At 51.8% G+C, this 15,762-nt stretch carries 17 protein-coding genes; 3 read left to right on the top strand and 14 right to left on the bottom strand.

The window, feature by feature from the left end:
- Nucleotides 1–3: 3 nt before the first annotated feature.
- The 13 genes from traN to HMPREF1532_RS02165 form a co-directional block, all read right to left on the bottom strand.
- A complete protein-coding gene (gene traN, locus HMPREF1532_RS02225; protein WP_005924214.1) occupies nt 4–939 on the bottom strand; it encodes a conjugative transposon protein TraN in 936 nt (311 codons plus the stop codon).
- A gap of 33 nt (nt 940–972) precedes the next feature.
- Complete coding sequence (traM, locus tag HMPREF1532_RS02220; RefSeq protein ID WP_005924211.1) at nt 973–2,304, bottom strand: conjugative transposon protein TraM; 1,332 nt, start codon at nt 2,302–2,304, stop codon at nt 973–975.
- Nucleotides 2,282–2,578 carry a TraL conjugative transposon family protein gene (locus HMPREF1532_RS02215; RefSeq protein ID WP_005924209.1) on the bottom strand — a complete coding sequence of 99 codons (297 nt, stop codon included), beginning with the start codon at nt 2,576–2,578 and terminating at the stop codon, nt 2,282–2,284. Before HMPREF1532_RS02215 ends, traM begins: the two co-directional genes overlap by 23 nt.
- 4 nt (nt 2,579–2,582) lie before the next feature.
- Nucleotides 2,583–3,206 (bottom strand): conjugative transposon protein TraK, encoded by a 624-nt coding sequence (gene traK / locus HMPREF1532_RS02210; protein WP_004308760.1) that lies wholly within the window; start codon nt 3,204–3,206, stop codon nt 2,583–2,585.
- Between the two features lie 20 nt (nt 3,207–3,226).
- Nucleotides 3,227–4,222, bottom strand: coding sequence for a conjugative transposon protein TraJ (traJ, locus tag HMPREF1532_RS02205; protein WP_005924207.1), 996 nt, complete (start codon nt 4,220–4,222; stop codon nt 3,227–3,229).
- 19 nt (nt 4,223–4,241) lie between these two features.
- Nucleotides 4,242–4,868: a DUF4141 domain-containing protein gene (locus tag HMPREF1532_RS02200; protein WP_008648479.1), complete on the bottom strand. Its 627-nt coding sequence runs from the start codon at nt 4,866–4,868 to the stop codon at nt 4,242–4,244.
- Complete coding sequence (locus HMPREF1532_RS02195) at nt 4,868–5,218, bottom strand: DUF3876 domain-containing protein (protein ID WP_005924203.1); 351 nt, start codon at nt 5,216–5,218, stop codon at nt 4,868–4,870. The genes HMPREF1532_RS02200 and HMPREF1532_RS02195 overlap by 1 nt, the downstream gene beginning before the upstream one ends.
- An 11-nt stretch (nt 5,219–5,229) precedes the next feature.
- Complete coding sequence (locus HMPREF1532_RS02190; RefSeq protein ID WP_005924201.1) at nt 5,230–7,743, bottom strand: TraG family conjugative transposon ATPase; 2,514 nt, start codon at nt 7,741–7,743, stop codon at nt 5,230–5,232.
- Nucleotides 7,740–8,075, bottom strand: coding sequence for a DUF4133 domain-containing protein (locus tag HMPREF1532_RS02185; protein ID WP_005924198.1), 336 nt, complete (start codon nt 8,073–8,075; stop codon nt 7,740–7,742). The genes HMPREF1532_RS02190 and HMPREF1532_RS02185 overlap by 4 nt, the downstream gene beginning before the upstream one ends.
- 10 nt (nt 8,076–8,085) lie before the next feature.
- Complete coding sequence (locus tag HMPREF1532_RS02180; RefSeq protein WP_004308755.1) at nt 8,086–8,382, bottom strand: DUF4134 domain-containing protein; 297 nt, start codon at nt 8,380–8,382, stop codon at nt 8,086–8,088.
- A gap of 170 nt (nt 8,383–8,552) precedes the next feature.
- Nucleotides 8,553–9,215: a hypothetical protein gene (locus HMPREF1532_RS02175; protein ID WP_005924195.1), complete on the bottom strand. Its 663-nt coding sequence runs from the start codon at nt 9,213–9,215 to the stop codon at nt 8,553–8,555.
- 2 nt (nt 9,216–9,217) lie between these two features.
- Nucleotides 9,218–9,646, bottom strand: a complete 429-nt coding sequence (locus HMPREF1532_RS02170) for a DUF3408 domain-containing protein (RefSeq protein ID WP_005924192.1) — start codon at nt 9,644–9,646, stop codon at nt 9,218–9,220.
- Between the two features lies 1 nt (nt 9,647).
- Nucleotides 9,648–10,430 carry a ParA family protein gene (locus tag HMPREF1532_RS02165; protein WP_005924189.1) on the bottom strand — a complete coding sequence of 261 codons (783 nt, stop codon included), beginning with the start codon at nt 10,428–10,430 and terminating at the stop codon, nt 9,648–9,650.
- A gap of 561 nt (nt 10,431–10,991) precedes the next feature.
- On the opposite strand from HMPREF1532_RS02165, the gene mobA reads away from it, so the two are divergent.
- From mobA to mobC, 3 genes are read left to right on the top strand one after another with little or no spacing between them, the layout of a single operon-like run.
- Nucleotides 10,992–11,414, top strand: coding sequence for a conjugal transfer protein MobA (mobA, locus tag HMPREF1532_RS02160; protein ID WP_005924185.1), 423 nt, complete (start codon nt 10,992–10,994; stop codon nt 11,412–11,414).
- Nucleotides 11,399–12,667: a conjugal transfer protein MobB gene (mobB, locus tag HMPREF1532_RS02155; RefSeq protein ID WP_025819237.1), complete on the top strand. Its 1,269-nt coding sequence runs from the start codon at nt 11,399–11,401 to the stop codon at nt 12,665–12,667. Before mobA ends, mobB begins: the two co-directional genes overlap by 16 nt.
- 20 nt (nt 12,668–12,687) lie before the next feature.
- Nucleotides 12,688–14,697: a conjugal transfer protein MobC gene (gene mobC, locus HMPREF1532_RS02150; RefSeq protein ID WP_005924178.1), complete on the top strand. Its 2,010-nt coding sequence runs from the start codon at nt 12,688–12,690 to the stop codon at nt 14,695–14,697.
- A gap of 43 nt (nt 14,698–14,740) precedes the next feature.
- Here mobC and HMPREF1532_RS02145 read toward each other — a convergent pair whose 3' ends face one another.
- Entirely contained in the window at nt 14,741–15,757 is a 1,017-nt protein-coding gene (locus tag HMPREF1532_RS02145; protein ID WP_005924177.1) for a nucleotidyl transferase AbiEii/AbiGii toxin family protein, read from the bottom strand.
- Between the last annotated feature and the right edge of the window lie 5 nt (nt 15,758–15,762).

Raw genomic sequence — 15,762 nt, 5'->3', positions numbered from 1 at the left:
TCCCTATTTGATTTTTAGTTCGTCAATCACTTCTGCGTTCACGATGTCGGCGTTTTCCACCCGTATGGTCTGATGCCGCCCGCCGTTCTTCTCGTAGAGTTCCACGACCAGCAGCTTGTCGTCAGGAATGGTAAACTTCGGCAGGGCGTACACCGTGCGCACGGTCGATTTCCCGGCAATCTCTATCACCTCGTTGTAGCTGCGTACCGCATCCAGTACCGTTTCCTGAATAGCCGTGCGTTTGGGCACTTTCTTATCGGTTATCTTAAACCTGATGAAGTCCGTGTCGAAAGGCACGTTGGAACTGTTCTTTGTCTGCGTGTGCACGTAGAGCATCCCGTTATAGGTGTAAATCCCCTTGATTAAGAACTGTATGCCGAAACGCTTGCTACCCAAGTGGCGCACTTTCCGGTCATTGTTCTTGTAGATGCTCTGCATTATCAGCTTCACTAATAGCGGGCTTTCACCCGCCAGTTCCCGGAAATGGATGTTCATCCGGGTATGCGAGAAGTCGGACGTATCTTCATTCTCCAAGAAGTCCTTCATTTCGATGTTGAGCATTTCCGGTTCACGGGCGTACTTGGCGTTGAACGAAAAGAAACTGCCGTCCTCGCAGATAACGGAGAAGTTCGTTTCTCCCGGAAAGCCCTCTGTCGTGGCTTTCACCCTGATTACGTTCTCCGCACCGTCCGCCTTGCCCGCTATGATGTGGTTGCTTCCCAAATCGACATAGCGGACGGCGGCGGGGAAGATGATATGCACCGTCTTGGCAAAGGTCACTTCCACGCCGTAGGGCGTAACCATTTGGCGGTACGGGAGTTTCCGGGTAATCCCCCGGTACAAGTCGTTGCCAGCCGCATACTTCACGGTGTCAGCGGTTTGTGCGTTTGCCGCACACATGCCCAGCAAGAGGGCGAACAATCCAAAAATCTGTTTCATTGTCAATTGAAATTTTAACGGTTGATAAAATGGTTATTGTTGTTTGGCGTAAAGCATGACTTTATAGCCTGCTTTCAGCTTCACTTTCACGGTTCGGAACTTCTTGGCGAGGTAGCCGGACGTTCCTTGCAGCAATCCCCTTGTCACGTCCATAGCCACCTGCTGCCCGGCACTTTGGGCAAAGGAAATGCTTGTACCCAGCCCGCTTCCGATATTCGCCATAGCTTCGTTGAACGCTTCCTGCTCCATAGAGGACGGTACGGAAAGCCCCTTTTGCCCGTCCGTGTCGAACACGGCGAGTTCCACCGGGATGATGTTGCCAGCGTACTCAATCGAGGACACCAGTATGTCGAGCCGTTCGCCCTGCACCTTTGCCGTCCCCGCCACAAGGGTATTCTTCGGCACAACGATATTTCCCGCCTGCATGGGTTCGAGCAGCCGTAGTTTCACCGCCTGCCCGTCCACCAGCGTTTGGTCTTGGTGGATGCAGGCGGCTACCGTGTTCTTTCCCATAGCGTAGCCCGTACCTACCGCCGTGTTGAAGCCGTAGTTTCGTGGCTGGCTGTAAGCCCGGATGAAGTCGGCATCGCTCATGGGCTGCTGCAATCCCGAAACGGTCGTTTCCCGGATAGCCTGCACCGGAATAGCCGGAGTGCCGATACCGCCGCCGTTCTGCCCGGCTGTCGGTATTTGGGCAATCTGCCCCCTTTGTCCGTCCTGCCCGTTCATATACTTTGCCGCCAGCTCGTAGGACTTTTCCAAGAGTGCCATTTGGTCGTCAGCCGTAGGCGTGGCGTTCTGCTGCTGTTTCAGTCGGTCGGTCAGTTCCGCCACCTGCCGTTTCAATTCTTCTTTTTCCTCGTCCACAGGGGGCGTTTCGTAGAACGTGCTTAACTGGCGGTTGATGTCCCGGTAAGCCGCCCTTGAAGAAGCACCGCCGCCCCTTTGTGGCTTCGGATCTTCTTCCGGCATCAGATTGATTTCCTCTTGTGGTTCTTCCGTATCATCGTCCAGCGTGAAACCGAAGTCCTGCAAGGATTGTATCTTGTCCTGCTGTTTGCGGTTTGTCACCGCCTGCTCGTAAGCCTTTTGCTTGTCGGCTATAATCCCGTCCTCTGCGGGCAGGGGTATGTCGGCATTGAAGCCGCCCACGCTTTCCACATTCACGTCCTCTTTGCCGGAGGGTGCGAATATCAGGTACATGCACCCTGCAAAGGCAAGGAACATCAGCGGGAAGACTATCATTTTCCTGCGCTGCTGCACCTGCTGCGGGGTAAGTTCCCGTTTGGGTTTATCTTCCTTTTTCGGCTTCCCGTCCGCCTGCGGTACGGTCGTGCCGTTCTCATTCTTCTGTACTTCTTCCATATTGCGGTCTGTTTAACGGGTTGATACTTTTGGTTGTGTCATTGCCGTGCAACGGCAGTTGTCTGATGTGTTCTATTTGCAGCCTTTGCCCGTCCCGTTTCCCGATATTGTAGATTGATGAAACGGTGATGTAGATAGACAAGCCGCCGAAAAAGAAGAACATCAGGAGGATAACCGCCAGCCTTTTGCCCGGCGTAATCCGTCCGCACATTCGGCGCAGGCGGTCGTCCGCCCAGTCCCGCACCTTTTCGATGTGGTTTCGTTTTCTTTCCATAAGGCTATCTTTTAATGGTCTGCAAATCCTTGTTCTCGGTAATGGTGAACGCTTCGATGATAAAGCCGTGCGGGTTGTTGTCGCTCCGTGTGGCGTTAAGCAACCGGCACGAGGTGACAAGGCTTCGCACCGTCAGGCTGCTTTCCCGGACAATCAACTGGCGGGCATACGTGTTCACCTTGTAGGGGTACTGGTCGAAGTCGCACTTCACGCTGTCAATCTCCACCGTCTGCGTGACGTTTCCGGAAATCACCCGGTTGTAGTAGCCCTTTTCCGCCAAGTCCTTGTAATAGTTGAAAGCGGTCTTGTCGGCGAGAAACAACGAGCGTTTGATGTTGCTTTCGATAGCCCCCTTTTCGGGTGATAAGGTGAAGAAAAGTTCGTGGAAACGCCGCACGTGCGACTTCGCTTCCACGGGTCTGTTCTGCGCCATGTCCTGCGAGAGTGCCAGCATCAGGCTTTTGCCGTTGTCGAGGACGTATATCTTCTGCCGCTGCTTTTCGGCGAAGCTGTACGAGTTCCACACGGCAAAGCCCGTCACCAGTGCGCACAGGCAGATGAATACCAGCGCAAAGAGCCGGATTTGCCGGAAACTCGTTTCGATGTTCGTTAATGACTTAAATTCCATATCCTATAAATTGATGTTGTTTATTTGAGTAGTTTTCCCGAAACCTTTCCGCCAGCCGCACCGACCGCAGCCCCGGCGATTGAACCAGCCCGTGCCACGTTGCGGTTATAGGCAGACGTACCGCCAGCCGACACTATCCAGCTTGCCACCGTTGGAATGGTGAAGTAGCCCACGATGCCGATAATCATAAAGATTATATACACGGTGCTGCTCCCGTCCGGGATGAAATCCGGGTCTGAAAGCTGCTCGATGTCTTTTTGGAGCATCAGGGTTTGTATGCGTGCCAGCACGCTGCTGAACAAGTCCGACACGGGCAGCCACAGGTAAATGGATATATAGCGTGAAATCCACCGGGTCAGCGTGCTTTGGAAACCGTCATAGACGGAAATCGCAAACGCCAGCGGACCCAGTATGCTTAACACGATTAGGAAGAACGTGCGCAGCGTGTCTATAATCAGCCCCGCCGCCTGAAAGAGCATTTCCAATAACTCCCTGAACCAGTCCCGGACGGACTTCTTTATATTATAAGCCGTCCTGTCCATGTACATGCCCGTCATAGTCACCATGTCGGAGGGCGACCAGCCCAGTTCTTCCAGTTGTCGGTCAAATTCCTCGTCCGATGCGAGGTAAGCCGTTTCGGGGCTTCGCATCAGGGCTTCATATTCCAGTCGGTCTTTCTGCGCCCGGTACTCGTTCATGTCGAAAGTCTGCGTTTCCATAAGCTGGTTGCACCCTTTCACCACTGGCGACAGCACCGTGTTGATAGTCCCCAGCACGAAAGTTGGAAAAAACATGATGCACAGCCCCAACGCAAAGGGACGCAGGAGCGGGTACACGTCTATGGGTTCGGCACGTGCGAGCGACTGCCACACTTTGGCGGCTACATAGAACAAAGCTCCCAGCCCGGCTATCCCTTTGGCTACCCCCGTCATGTTGCTGCACAAGGGCATCATTTCATCGTACAGCACCCGCAACACTTGGTGCAGGTTGTCAAAATCCACCGCTGCTAATAACATAGGCATACCGATTTATATGTTACCAGTAGCGTTCATCCGCCGAGCCGTAGAGAGCCAGCACCCGGTCGGTGTCGTTCTTCTTCTTCGCCCGCAGGTAGGACACGGATATGTTCTTTCGGGTGTAGTAGTTCACGAGGTTGCGGTAGTTGAGCAGGCTTTTATAGGCGTTGTTGATTACCGCCAGCCTTTCGGCATCCGTCAGCGACATGCCCGTCACGTTCACTACATTCTTCAAGTCCTGCAACACGTCCGCACTTTCGGAGAGCAGCTTGGCGTACCCGGCTGAAATGGCGGTGAGTTCATCCGGCGTGTAGTTCGGGTCTGCCAGCATGTTCTGATAGTTTCGCACGTAGATTTCGGATATTTCCGCCACCAGCTCAATGGACTTCTTCACCTTGATGCCGCCCTTGACAACATCGTGTACCGCTTTGAGCGCATCGTAATATTTTTTACCCTGCTGGAAAATCTTCTGCGCTTCCATGAAGCCGTCCAGCGTGTTCTTGGCAGTGGTGGAAGTCTGCACTATCTGCTTGGTGGTGTTGATGATGCCCTGCGCCAAGTTGCCGGGGTCTGACACCACCCACTGTGCGGATGCCTTGCCGATGAAGCAAAGGCATACCGCCATAAGGAGAATTGTTCTTTTCATTATCTTTTGTTTTCAGGGTTTGTAACTCGTTTGTATTCGCCGCCGGGCATGAGCGTTATCCGGTCGGTCTTTTTGTCATAGGTGAACTGTATGCGGAAGCCCGTTTCGATGAACAGGCAGCCGTTCCGTTCTGTTACCGGGTAAGCCGTTTCCAGTATTCTGCCCCTGACATTCGCTTTCCGGGTGACGGTGTATCTGCCGCCCGTTTCCGAGAGTGTGAAAGCCGGGTGTCCCTTGACGTGTACCCAATAGCCCTGCATCCTTTCCAGCTCCTTGCTTCCGCTGTCCTCGCAGCCCGCCAGCAGGCAGGCGGACAATAGCGTGTATATCAGATTGTCAATCCATTTCATATTCCTAATTTTTAAGTTGTTGATGATTGGGGATTTCTTTTGCTTTCTGCAAGCCGCTTGATAGCCAGTTCAAGGTTGCCGCCCAGCTTGTCGGCGAGGGCGAACAGTTCCATTTTCTCGCTTTCCTCGGTCGTGTACGTGTAATATTCTTCCAATGAAACTTCCGTGGCATATACCGCCGATTGTGTGCCGCCCAGCGAGAAGAACACTTCCTTGTACTTCCGTCCGGGGTGGTTCGCCATGTTGATAGACAATATCTGCGAACGCTCCTTGTCGGTCAGTCCCAAGAGGTTCTGTATGCTGTCGAACTTGTTGAGATATTTTCGCTGGTCTAACAATATTTTGCAGTCCGAGTTATTGATGATACTTTCTTTCACGATAGGGGAAGAAATAATATCCTCTACCTCTTGCGTGACTACAATCGCTTCCCCGAAATACTTTCGGACGGTTTTGTACAAATATTTTATGTAGTCCGCCATGTTCGCCGATGCAATCGCTTTCCACGCTTCCTCGATTAGTATTAACTTCCTTATCCCCTTTAACTTGCGCATCTTGTTTATAAAGGCTTCCATGATGATGATAGTCGTTACCGGGAATAAAATCTTGTGGTCTTTGATGTTATCCAACTCAAAGACAATGAAGCGTTTATGCAGCAAATCCAGTTCCTTGTTGGAGTTCAGCAGGTAGTCGTACTCACCGCCACGATAGTACGGTTCAAGCACGTTCAGGAAATTGTCAATGTCAAAATCCTTTTCCCTGACGTTCTTCTGTTCAAGCTGTCGGCGGTAATCATCCCGGACAAACTCGTAGAACGTGTTGAAGCAGGGCGTTACCGAACTGTCTTTGCCTATCAGGTCGATATAGGCACTTACCGCATTGGACAACGCCACTTCTTCCGACCGTTTGGGGGCTTCATCGTCCCGCTTCCACAGGGTGAGTATCAGGGTCTTGATACTCTCTTTCTTCTCGATGTCAAATACCCCGTCTTCGACATAGAACGGGTTGAACGCTATCGGGTTCTCGTTGGTGTAGGTGAAATAAATCCCGTCCTCGCCGTGCGTGCGGTTGTGGATAAGCTGGGACAGCCCCAAGTAACTGTTACCCGTATCGACCAGCAGCACGTGCGCACCCTGTTCGTAATACTGGCGCACCATGTGGTTGGTAAAGAAGGACTTACCCGACCCGCTCGGCCCAAGTATGAACTTGTTTCTGTTGGTCGTGATGCCTTTCTTCATGGGCAAATCCGATATGTCGATGTGCAGCGGGCGACCGCTTACCCTGTCCACCATTTTGATGCCGAACGGCGAAAGCGAACTCTTGTAGTTCGTTTCTTCCACGAACAGGCAGAGAGCCTGCCCCAAGAACGTGTAGAAACTTTCCTCTGCGGGGAAGTCCGCCTCGTTGCCGGGTATGCCCGCCCAAAAGAGCGTGGGCGTGTCGGTGGTGTTGTGGCGTGGCTTGCACTCCATTAGCGCAAGCTGGCTTCCCACATCGTTGCGTATGCGTTTGAGTTCGTCCCTATCGTCACTCCATGCCATGACGTTGCAGTGGCAGCGTACCGAAATAAGCCCCTTGCTGTGCGCTTCGTTCAGGTACTCGTCTATCCACTCCTTGTTCACTTGGTTGGCACGGGAGTAGCGGGAGAGCGATTGCATATTCCGGGCGGTCTGCTCGAAGTTCTTCAGGTTTTCGGCGTGGTCGTCTATGAAGATGAACTGGTTATAGATGTGGTTACACGACAACAGCACGCCCACCGGGGCGGCAAAACTTAATCTGCAATCGCTTCTGTCTGTGGACAGCTTCTCAAATCGGCAGTCCGTCCCGACCTTTCCGGGCAAATCTTCCACGTCTGAAAGCGTGTGCAGGCACAGTATATCGTCCCCGACCCGCATTTCTTCCGGGTACAGCCCGATGTCTTTCAGGCAAGTAGTGTCGGTTTGCGAGAGCGAGAAGTATTTCTCGATGATGCCCGCCTTTCCGTCCTGCCCGGTGATTTCCGATGCCGCCAGCCGGGTAAGGGTGACAAACCCGCTGTCGTTCATAATCCTGTCAAACTGCCCGACCGCTTCGATGAACTTTGCCGCCGCTTCCTTGTCGGCTATCTCCTGCGGTACAATCCTTCCCCGGCAAAGGGTGGAGAAGTCGCTCTGTCGGCGGCTTCTCTCCCTTGTCGTTTTCGTCAGGAACAGGTAGCAGTAATGGTTCAGGAACGGGCGTTCATTGAAGTGCCGTTCAAAGGAGCGGCTTAAAAAACTAAGCTCGTCCCTTTCGGTGTCGGGCTGGTAGTTCTCCTTGATGAAGAAGTCCTGCTTGTGTACTATGGAGTAGTCGGGCAGCACCTTGACCGCCTTGTACCACGCCGAATGTATGGCTTCGTACTCGGCACTGGTGACGGTGAACAGTTCGGGCAGTTCCACCCTGAAAGCCACCGTCAGGTCTGCATCCTTTGATATGATGCAGCCGTTCTCCACCGCCAAAAGGGGAAATTTCCTTTCCAGCGTGGTAGCCTTTAACATATTCCTCATGTTCTTTCTTCCTTTCTTCTTTTGTAGTTGAACAGCCGGGGTATCGCCTTTCGGCTGATAATGAAGCGTGGGTGTCTTTTGCGTGCGGCAGCTTTCATCAGCCCGTGCGTGCCGTACTTGGCGTTGAGCCGGAACGTCTGCCACACGAGCAGCAGCGAAGCCGACACGATGAAACCGATACATAGCCACTGGTTCACGCCTGCCATGAACAGGATGATGAACACCACGAAGACGGCGAGCAAGCCGCCGCAAAAGATAAAGAGGTACTGGCTTTTCAGCCCCTTGAACTCCACCGGCTTCCCGATACCCCTGTTTACCGGATATTCAGACATTACCGCCTTTTTAGAGGAAGAACGAACGCAGGATAGTGGCGGCGACAATCAGGAAGATGCACGCCCCGAACCAACTGGCGGCGGTCTTTGAGGTGTCGGGGTCGCCGCTTGAGAACTTGTTATATACTTTTACCCCGCCAATCAAGCCGCAGACCGCCCCGATTGCGTACACCAGTTTTGTTCCGGGGTCAAAATACCCGGTGATTAGGTTCGTGGCTTCGGTGATGCCCGCCTGCCCGTTTCCTTGTGCGTAGGCACTTACCACGGCGGCAAGTATAGCCGCCGACAAGAAGATTTTCTTTCTCATTGTGATTTGTTTTTAATGCCGGGCGGCGGGTGGATAGTCCGCCTTTCCCGGCTGGTGAATAATTTGAAATTTTAGTGGTCGGGGATAGTCCCGTTTGTCTGTTTGGTTTTCAGGTTGCCAATCAACCGTAATCCCGTTGTTTCATGCTGTCAGGCTTATACATTATTATATTATAGGAAATCGTTCATGTCGAACGCTTCGTGTTCCTCGCTTGTATCGCCAGTTCCGGCAGGGACAGCAGCCGTAGCCAGTTCCGCTTCGTTGCGTCCCAGCAGTTCCGCCACCTTTGCCAGCCCGCCGTTGATGTTCTCCACCACCGCATCGTAGAGGTTCGTCCCCTCAATGCTTGCCAGTGTCCCGGCTGCTTGCCGTTTCTCCGCTTCGGTGGGGTTGTCGGCGTTCGCCGTGCGTACCGCTTCGCCCAGTTCATCGAAGCTCACGCCCGTAGCCCGCCCGGTATCATCGTCACCGTCCATGTACCCGGCTATTTCCTCGTCCTCGTAGTCGGGTTCGTCATTCTCGTAACCGGGCGTTTCTTCCGCTTCGGCTGCTGTTTCCGGAATGTTTTCTTCCGGCTGTCCGTCAGCCTGCGGCGCAAAAATAGTATCATTTTCAGCCGCTTGCGGGATGTGTCCCGATTTGTCCTGCGCTGTCTCGATTAGTCCGCCCTTGTATCGGCTTTCACCTATCAGCGTGTAGCCCGAAACCCCGTTTCGTGGGAGTGGCGCATCATCTGTTCTGCCCGGTGATGTCCGGCTGTCCGTGTAGCGATACCACAGCCATAGGGCGATATAGTACACCAAAAGCCCGGTAAGTATGCAATAGATTACCATAGTCAGACAGGCTTTTGGAAGTGGCTTTCGTACAGGGTGTTTATCTCGTCTTGGTACTGCTCGAAGTGCCGCAGCAGAATGTTTTCCACGTAGCTGCTTACCGTCACCTTGCGCCCGCCTATCACTGTCACGATACGCATCAGCTTCTCGTGCGTGGTACGGCTCACGTACAAGGGCTGTCGGTCTGCCAGTTCCACTTTCTGAAAATAGGTTTCCCGGTAGTCGCCCGTGCCGCCCTTGCGCTTGCGGTTTGTCGTTTTCTCCACCCGCACCGTTTCCGTCTGCTGTTCCTCTTGGGTAACTTGTGATGCAAGATTGGTATGTGGTGCATCATTCGGTTTATTATCTTCTTTACTGGGAACACCCTGCGAGATAAGCTCTTTCATGAAATCCTCGTCTATCTTCGGCATCCCGCCGCTTTGCTTTGCCATATCATTTTAATTTGATGTAGTACACTATTTCGGTTATCAGTTCTTCCAAGTTGCTTCCCCTTACCAGCGGGCGGCTGGCGGGAAAGAGCGTGGAGCGGAACACCGCCTTTTTATCCGCCACCAGTTCCTTTTTGTAGCGTTTGGTATCGGGGATAAAGGTTTTCATCAGCGGCAGTTCCAGTTCCTTAATGGTCTTGTCGTAGGCGGTGTAAAGGTCTGTTTTCTCCCTACCGTCCACCATGTTCCAAAAGAGGTACAGCCCGGCAAGTCGGCAGGCTTCATTCCTCACCAATAACTTTTGGATAGCCATTGCGAACGACAGGCTGCTTTCCAGCACCACCTTGTCGGCTGAAATGGGGGTGAAAATGTAGTCCATGCCCGCGAGGGAGTTTATCACGCCCTCGCTGTTCACCGTGCCGGGCAGGTCGAAAAACACTATATCCGGCACGTGTCCGGCGGCTATATGTTCGTCAGCCGTTGCAATCGCCTTTTCAGGTGAACTGCACAATACCGGGTAGGCTTTCTTCCCCAGCCGGGTGAACTGCTCATACGCCATTCGCTTGTAATCTTCATCCGCCCCGACCTGCTCGGCATCCCGCTTTCGCATCCCGGCAATGGAGTGTTGCGGGTAGTCGCAATCGACCACCGCCACATCGTAGCCTTTGAGGTAATAGAGGTAACTCGCCGCCAGCACGGTAAAGGTGGTTTTGCCGACCCCGCCCTTTTGGGTGGAAAAGGCGACATAAAGGGGTGTTTTCTCGTTTTCCATATTGCTTCCGTTCATTATTGGTTGATAGATTTATTTATTGCTTTCAATCATTCATTCCATATTGCAATCTTGAAATATTGAAAGACTGTTTTATTTCAATCTTGTTTTCCTGCTTTCATTCTTTCTTGAAATATTGAAATCCTGCAATCACGTTTTCTTGAAATCATGCTTTCAATCATTCTTTCCTGATTGGAATATTTCTTTCAATCTTGCTTTCAATCTTGAAATCCGATGCAAAAAAAGGGAGAAAAAACGTCCCCTGAAAACCTTGTCCCGATTTGTCCTGCGCTGTCCCGTTTTGTCCACCAACCACCTATTTTACAGCATTATAAATCACCGTTACTTTGCAGCGGAGTAACGAACCGCAGGGGGCGCAGGTGTAAAACAGGGCTGGTGAATGGCTGGGCTTACCGTTCCACGCTGACCCCAATCCGTCCGTGACGGATTTCGATTTTCGTCAGAAAATAGCAAGGTGTGTTTTGTATGCTACAAAACCGTTTTCCGTGCCTGAAAACGCCTTGCCCCTTGCGGGGGTAAAAATCACTCCGAAGTCGTAATTTTTTAATCCAAAGAAGCATGGAAACAAGAAAACCTAACAAGGGCGGTCGCCCCGCCCTCGCAGACCCGGCGAAGCATCGCCATGTCCTTTACCTGAACGACCGGGAGAATGCCCGCTTCCTCTCGCAATGGGAGCAGTCGGGCGTCACGAGCAAGTCCCGTTTCATCGCCGCCCGGTTGTTCGGCGAGCCGTTCCGGGTGGTGAAAGTGGACAAATCGGCGGTCGAGTATTGCGCCCGGCTGACCGAATTTTACGCCCAATTCAGAGCGGTAGCGGTCAATTACAACCAAGTCGTAAAGGCGTTGCACAGCAACTTTTCGGAGAAAAAGGCACTGGCTTTTCTCTATAAACTGGAGAAAGCGACCACCGAACTGGCTGTGTTGAACCGTCAGGTTATCGACCTGACAAACGAGTGCAAGGAACTATGGTTGCCAAAATAAGCACGGGCGGCAATATGTTCGGCGCACTGGCGTACAACCAAAACAAGGTGGACAGCGGGGAAGCAAAGGTGCTTTTCTCCAACCGGATGCTGTTGAGCGAGGACGGGAATTTCTCTATCGGCGAGTGTATGCGCAGCTTTGAAATGCAGATGCCCGTCCAGCTATCCACCAAGAAGCCGATACTTCATATTTCCATAAACCCGCACCCGGAAGACGTGCTGACCGACCAGCTGCTTTCCGACATTGCCAAAGAGTATATGCGGAAATTGGGCTATGGCGACCAGCCCTATTTGGTGTACAAGCATACCGACATCGACCGCCACCACATCCACATCGTGGGGTTGCGAGTGGACGAGAACGGCAAGCCGCTGAATGACAGGTTCGAGCATCGGCGCAGCAAGCAAATCACCCGTGAGCTGGAAAAGAAATACGGGCTGCACCCGGCAGAGCGAAAGGAACGTGCCGAACGCCCGGAACTTAAAAAGGTGGACTATGCCGCCGGGGACGTGAAGCACCAAATCGGCAATACCGTGAAAGCGGCTTGCTATGGCTACCGCTTCCAGTCGTTCGGGGAGTACAAGGCTTTGCTTGCCGCTTACAACGTGTGCGCCGAGGAAGTCAAGGGTGAAGTGAACGGCAAGCCCTATCAGGGCATTGTCTATTCCGCCATGAACGACAAGGGAGAAAAGGCGGGCAACCCGGTAAAGGCTTCCCGCATCGGCAAGTCGGTGGGTTATGAAGCGGTGCAGCGCAGAATGGAGAAATCGGGCGAAGCAATCAGGAACGGGAAACTGAAAGAGCGCACCCGGAAGATTGTAGCCACTGCCATGCAGACTACCCGCAGCCGCAAGGAACTGGAACAACAGCTAAAGAAGCAGGGCATTGACGTGGTATTCCGTCAGAATGACAGCGGGCGCATCTATGGCGTTACGTTCATCGACGACGACAGCCGGGTGGTGCTGAACGGTTCACGCTTGGGCAAGGAGTATTCGGCGAACGTGTTCAACGAACGTTTTTCGGGCGAAACCGGAAAGATGCACCAGCCCGAAGTGTCAGCACCGCAGCAAGACCAGCCCACGCATCAGGAACAACCGGGGTTCATGCCAAAATCCGACATCGTTCCGGGCGTGGCTTCCGTGCTGGGTGCTTTCGGCGGTTTGTTGGGCGGCGGTGCATCAGGCGGTGACGATCCGCAGGACACCGCCCGCCAAAAGAGAAAGAAGAAAAAGAAGCGCACAAGGCGCATTGACTAACTTAAAAAAACATTACAATCATGCAACAGGAAGATGATTTGAGAGGGCTTGCACGGGTCATGGACTTTATGCGGGCTGTCAGTATTCTATTCGTGGGAATAAACGTGTACTGGTTCTGTTACTCCACCCTGAAAGAGTGGGGAGTGACGTTTGAAGTGATAGACAAGATACTGTGGAACTTCCAGCGCACCACCGGGCTGTTCTCGTCCGTCCTTTGGACAAAACTATTTTCGGTGGTGTTCCTCGCCCTGTCGTGCATCGGCACTAAGGGCGTGAAAGAGGAAAAGATAACGTGGGCGAAGATACATTGCAGTCTTGCGGCGGGTGTCGTGTTGTTTTTCCTGAACTGGTGGTTGCTGGAACTTCCGCTGCCACACACGGCGGATGCCGTGTTTTATATCGCCACGCTGTCGGCGGGCTATATCTGTATGCTCATGGCGGGTACATGGATGTCCCGGCTGTTGAAGAACAACCTAATGGATGATGTCTTTAATACAGAGAACGAAAGTTTCCAGCAGGAAACAAGGCTTATCGAGAACGAGTATTCCGTAAATCTGCCTACCCGGTTCTACTATAAGAAGAAATGGAATAACGGCTGGATAAATGTCGTGAACCCGTTCCGTGCCAGCCTTGTGTTGGGTACGCCGGGTAGTGGCAAATCGTATGCGGTGGTAAACGGTTACATAAAACAGCAAATCGAGAAAGGTTTTGCGCTTTACTGCTATGATTATAAGTTTCCCGATTTATCGGAAATCGCTTATAATCATTTGCTTAACCACTTGGACGGGTATAAGGTAAAGCCTAAATTCTACATTATCAATTTTGATGACCCCCGCAAGAGCCACCGATGCAACCCGATAAACGCCAGCTTCATGTCGGACATTGCGGATGCCTACGAAGCCAGCTACACGATTATGCTTAACCTTAACCGCTCTTGGATAAGCAAGCAGGGCGATTTCTTCGTGGAAAGCCCGATTATCCTACTTGCAGCCATTATTTGGTACTTGCGTATCTATCAGGGCGGGAAGTATTGCACGTTCCCCCATGCCATTGAACTATTGAACAAGAAATACGCCGATGTATTCACTATTTTGCGCAGTTATCCCGAACTGGAAAACTACCTTTCCCCGTTCGTGGATGCTTGGGAATCAGACGCTCAAGAGCAGTTGCAGGGTCAAATAGCAAGTGCGAAAATCCCGCTTTCAAGGATGATTTCACCCGCTCTTTACTGGGTAATGACAGGTGATGATTTCTCGCTGGACATCAACAACCCGAAAGAGCCTAAAATCTTGGTTGTCGGCAACAATCCCGACCGTCAGAACATCTATTCGGCGGCACTGGGATTATATAACAGTAGAATAGTGAAGCTGATAAACAAGAAAGGTCAGCTTAAAAGTTCAGTGATAATAGATGAATTACCGACTATATATTTTCGTGGGCTTGATAATTTGATTGCCACCGCCCGAAGCAACAAGGTTGCGGTTCTGCTGGGCTTTCAAGATTACAGCCAGCTTACCCGTGATTACGGGGACAAGGAAAGCCGTGTGATACAAAATACGGTGGGTAACGTGTTCAGCGGTCAGGTAGTCGGTGAAACGGCGAAAATCCTTTCCGAGCGTTTCGGTAAGGTTTTGCAGAAAAGGCAGAGCATGACAATCAACCAACGGGAGAAATCCACCTCGATAAGCACCCAAATGGACAGCCTGATACCCGCCAGTAAAATATCCAACCTCACGCAAGGTATGTTCGTGGGTGCGGTGGCGGACAACTTCGATGAACGGATAGAGCAGAAGATTTTCCACTGTGAAATCGTGGTGGATAATGAAAAGGTGAAGCGGGAAACCGCCCGTTACGTGAAGTTGCCGCAGATTATCGACTTCACCGACAAGGACGGCAACGACCGGATGCAGGAGGAGATACAAGCCAACTATGACCGCATCCGTCAGGAAGTCCGGCAGATTGTCGAGGACGAGATAACCCGGATTAAAAACGACCCGGAGCTATGCCACTTGATTAAGGAGGAAGAATAGCTGTATATAATAATGTATGGAGTGAAGAACAGCCGATGTAGCTTTACGGTTGTTCTTCATTTTGCTTTTTGGTGCGGTAGGCTTCAAAACGCACTAATATTTCGTGCAGGTTCTTCAATGCTTCCACAGCCTTGCCTATCGGCGGCATCTTGCTTTTGTCGAAAGTCAGTTTCTTCAAATCGGCAGTGTACGCCGTAGCCACTTCGGGCAACGCCATGACCGCTTCGGCATCCTTGAATATCGGTGCATCAGCCAGCGACAAGTGCGAACGGGAGTTTTTATTTAGTCCGTCCTCTATCGTCACCCGGTACATGGCATCCAAGAAATCTTCCGAATGTAGGTAATCGTTATATTCCTGATTGTGGTAGAGTGCCGACAAGTCGTAAACGTCACGGATATGCTTTGCCAACAGTGCGGCTGCATCCTCATTGTAAGACAGCTTTACCAGCCTTGAAACCTTGTCGCAGATAGTCTTTCGGGGGTTGATACACTGCGTTTCAAAACTTCCCAGCCCGTAGGTGCTTATCAGTTCCTCTTGCCCGATGCTTTCAAGAAAGGCGGTCACAATCGGTTTGATAACCCGCTTGTCCGCCGGGTAGAACATCAGTTTTTTGTCCGGCAGGTCACAGGATTTTATCTCTACTTCCAAATGTTCTTTCAGTCCCACGCCTTGAAATACATTGTCATACGAGAAATACAGTTTACGGTAATTACCGCCCGTTTCCGACAAATCTTCCTTGTATATGTCACTATTGAGTTCGGCTATGTATTTGGAAAGTTTCTTGTTCAATGTCTTTTCCGCCTGCTTGGACGCACCTTTGTCACCCGTGAACACGAACAAGTCCAAATCTTCCGAGAAACGTTCTATCAGCCCGTAGGCTTTGGAAAGTGAAGTTCCGCCTTTGAAGTAGGTCTTATCCGCATATTCGGACATGGAAATATCCCGCAGTATCTTCGATACCCAGTAATCCTTTTCCACGTGCGACTGCTCGTAGCCGAAATGTTCAGCCGCCAGTGCGATGATTTCCTTGAACGCTTCCTTGTCCGAATGTAAATTCATATTTC

The sequence above is a fragment of the Bacteroides salyersiae WAL 10018 = DSM 18765 = JCM 12988 genome, assembly GCF_000381365.1.
In the GTDB taxonomy this organism is placed as follows: Bacteria; Bacteroidota; Bacteroidia; order Bacteroidales; family Bacteroidaceae; genus Bacteroides; species Bacteroides salyersiae.
This window is presented reverse-complemented; position numbering and strand designations above follow the sequence as displayed.

Bases quoted from the DNA above. Each gene is read 5' to 3' on its own strand.
- HMPREF1532_RS02215 (WP_005924209.1), bottom strand. From the start codon at position 2,578: ATGGAAAGAAAACGAAACCACATCGAAAAGGTGCGGGACTGGGCGGAC.
- HMPREF1532_RS02190 (WP_005924201.1), bottom strand. From the start codon at position 7,743: ATGAGGAATATGTTAAAGGCTACCACGCTGGAAAGGAAATTTCCCCTT.
- traK (WP_004308760.1), bottom strand. From the start codon at position 3,206: ATGGAATTTAAGTCATTAACGAACATCGAAACGAGTTTCCGGCAAATC.
- mobA (WP_005924185.1), top strand. From the start codon at position 10,992: ATGGAAACAAGAAAACCTAACAAGGGCGGTCGCCCCGCCCTCGCAGAC.
- HMPREF1532_RS02170 (WP_005924192.1), bottom strand. From the start codon at position 9,646: ATGGCAAAGCAAAGCGGCGGGATGCCGAAGATAGACGAGGATTTCATG.
- mobB (WP_025819237.1), top strand. From the start codon at position 11,399: ATGGTTGCCAAAATAAGCACGGGCGGCAATATGTTCGGCGCACTGGCG.
- HMPREF1532_RS02180 (WP_004308755.1), bottom strand. From the start codon at position 8,382: ATGAGAAAGAAAATCTTCTTGTCGGCGGCTATACTTGCCGCCGTGGTA.
- traM (WP_005924211.1), bottom strand. From the start codon at position 2,304: ATGGAAGAAGTACAGAAGAATGAGAACGGCACGACCGTACCGCAGGCG.
- traJ (WP_005924207.1), bottom strand. From the start codon at position 4,222: ATGTTATTAGCAGCGGTGGATTTTGACAACCTGCACCAAGTGTTGCGG.
- HMPREF1532_RS02185 (WP_005924198.1), bottom strand. From the start codon at position 8,075: ATGTCTGAATATCCGGTAAACAGGGGTATCGGGAAGCCGGTGGAGTTC.
- mobC (WP_005924178.1), top strand. From the start codon at position 12,688: ATGCAACAGGAAGATGATTTGAGAGGGCTTGCACGGGTCATGGACTTT.
- traN (WP_005924214.1), bottom strand. From the start codon at position 939: ATGAAACAGATTTTTGGATTGTTCGCCCTCTTGCTGGGCATGTGTGCG.
- HMPREF1532_RS02165 (WP_005924189.1), bottom strand. From the start codon at position 10,430: ATGAACGGAAGCAATATGGAAAACGAGAAAACACCCCTTTATGTCGCC.
- HMPREF1532_RS02195 (WP_005924203.1), bottom strand. From the start codon at position 5,218: ATGAAATGGATTGACAATCTGATATACACGCTATTGTCCGCCTGCCTG.
- HMPREF1532_RS02200 (WP_008648479.1), bottom strand. From the start codon at position 4,868: ATGAAAAGAACAATTCTCCTTATGGCGGTATGCCTTTGCTTCATCGGC.
- HMPREF1532_RS02145 (WP_005924177.1), bottom strand. From the start codon at position 15,757: ATGAATTTACATTCGGACAAGGAAGCGTTCAAGGAAATCATCGCACTG.
- HMPREF1532_RS02175 (WP_005924195.1), bottom strand. From the start codon at position 9,215: ATGGTAATCTATTGCATACTTACCGGGCTTTTGGTGTACTATATCGCC.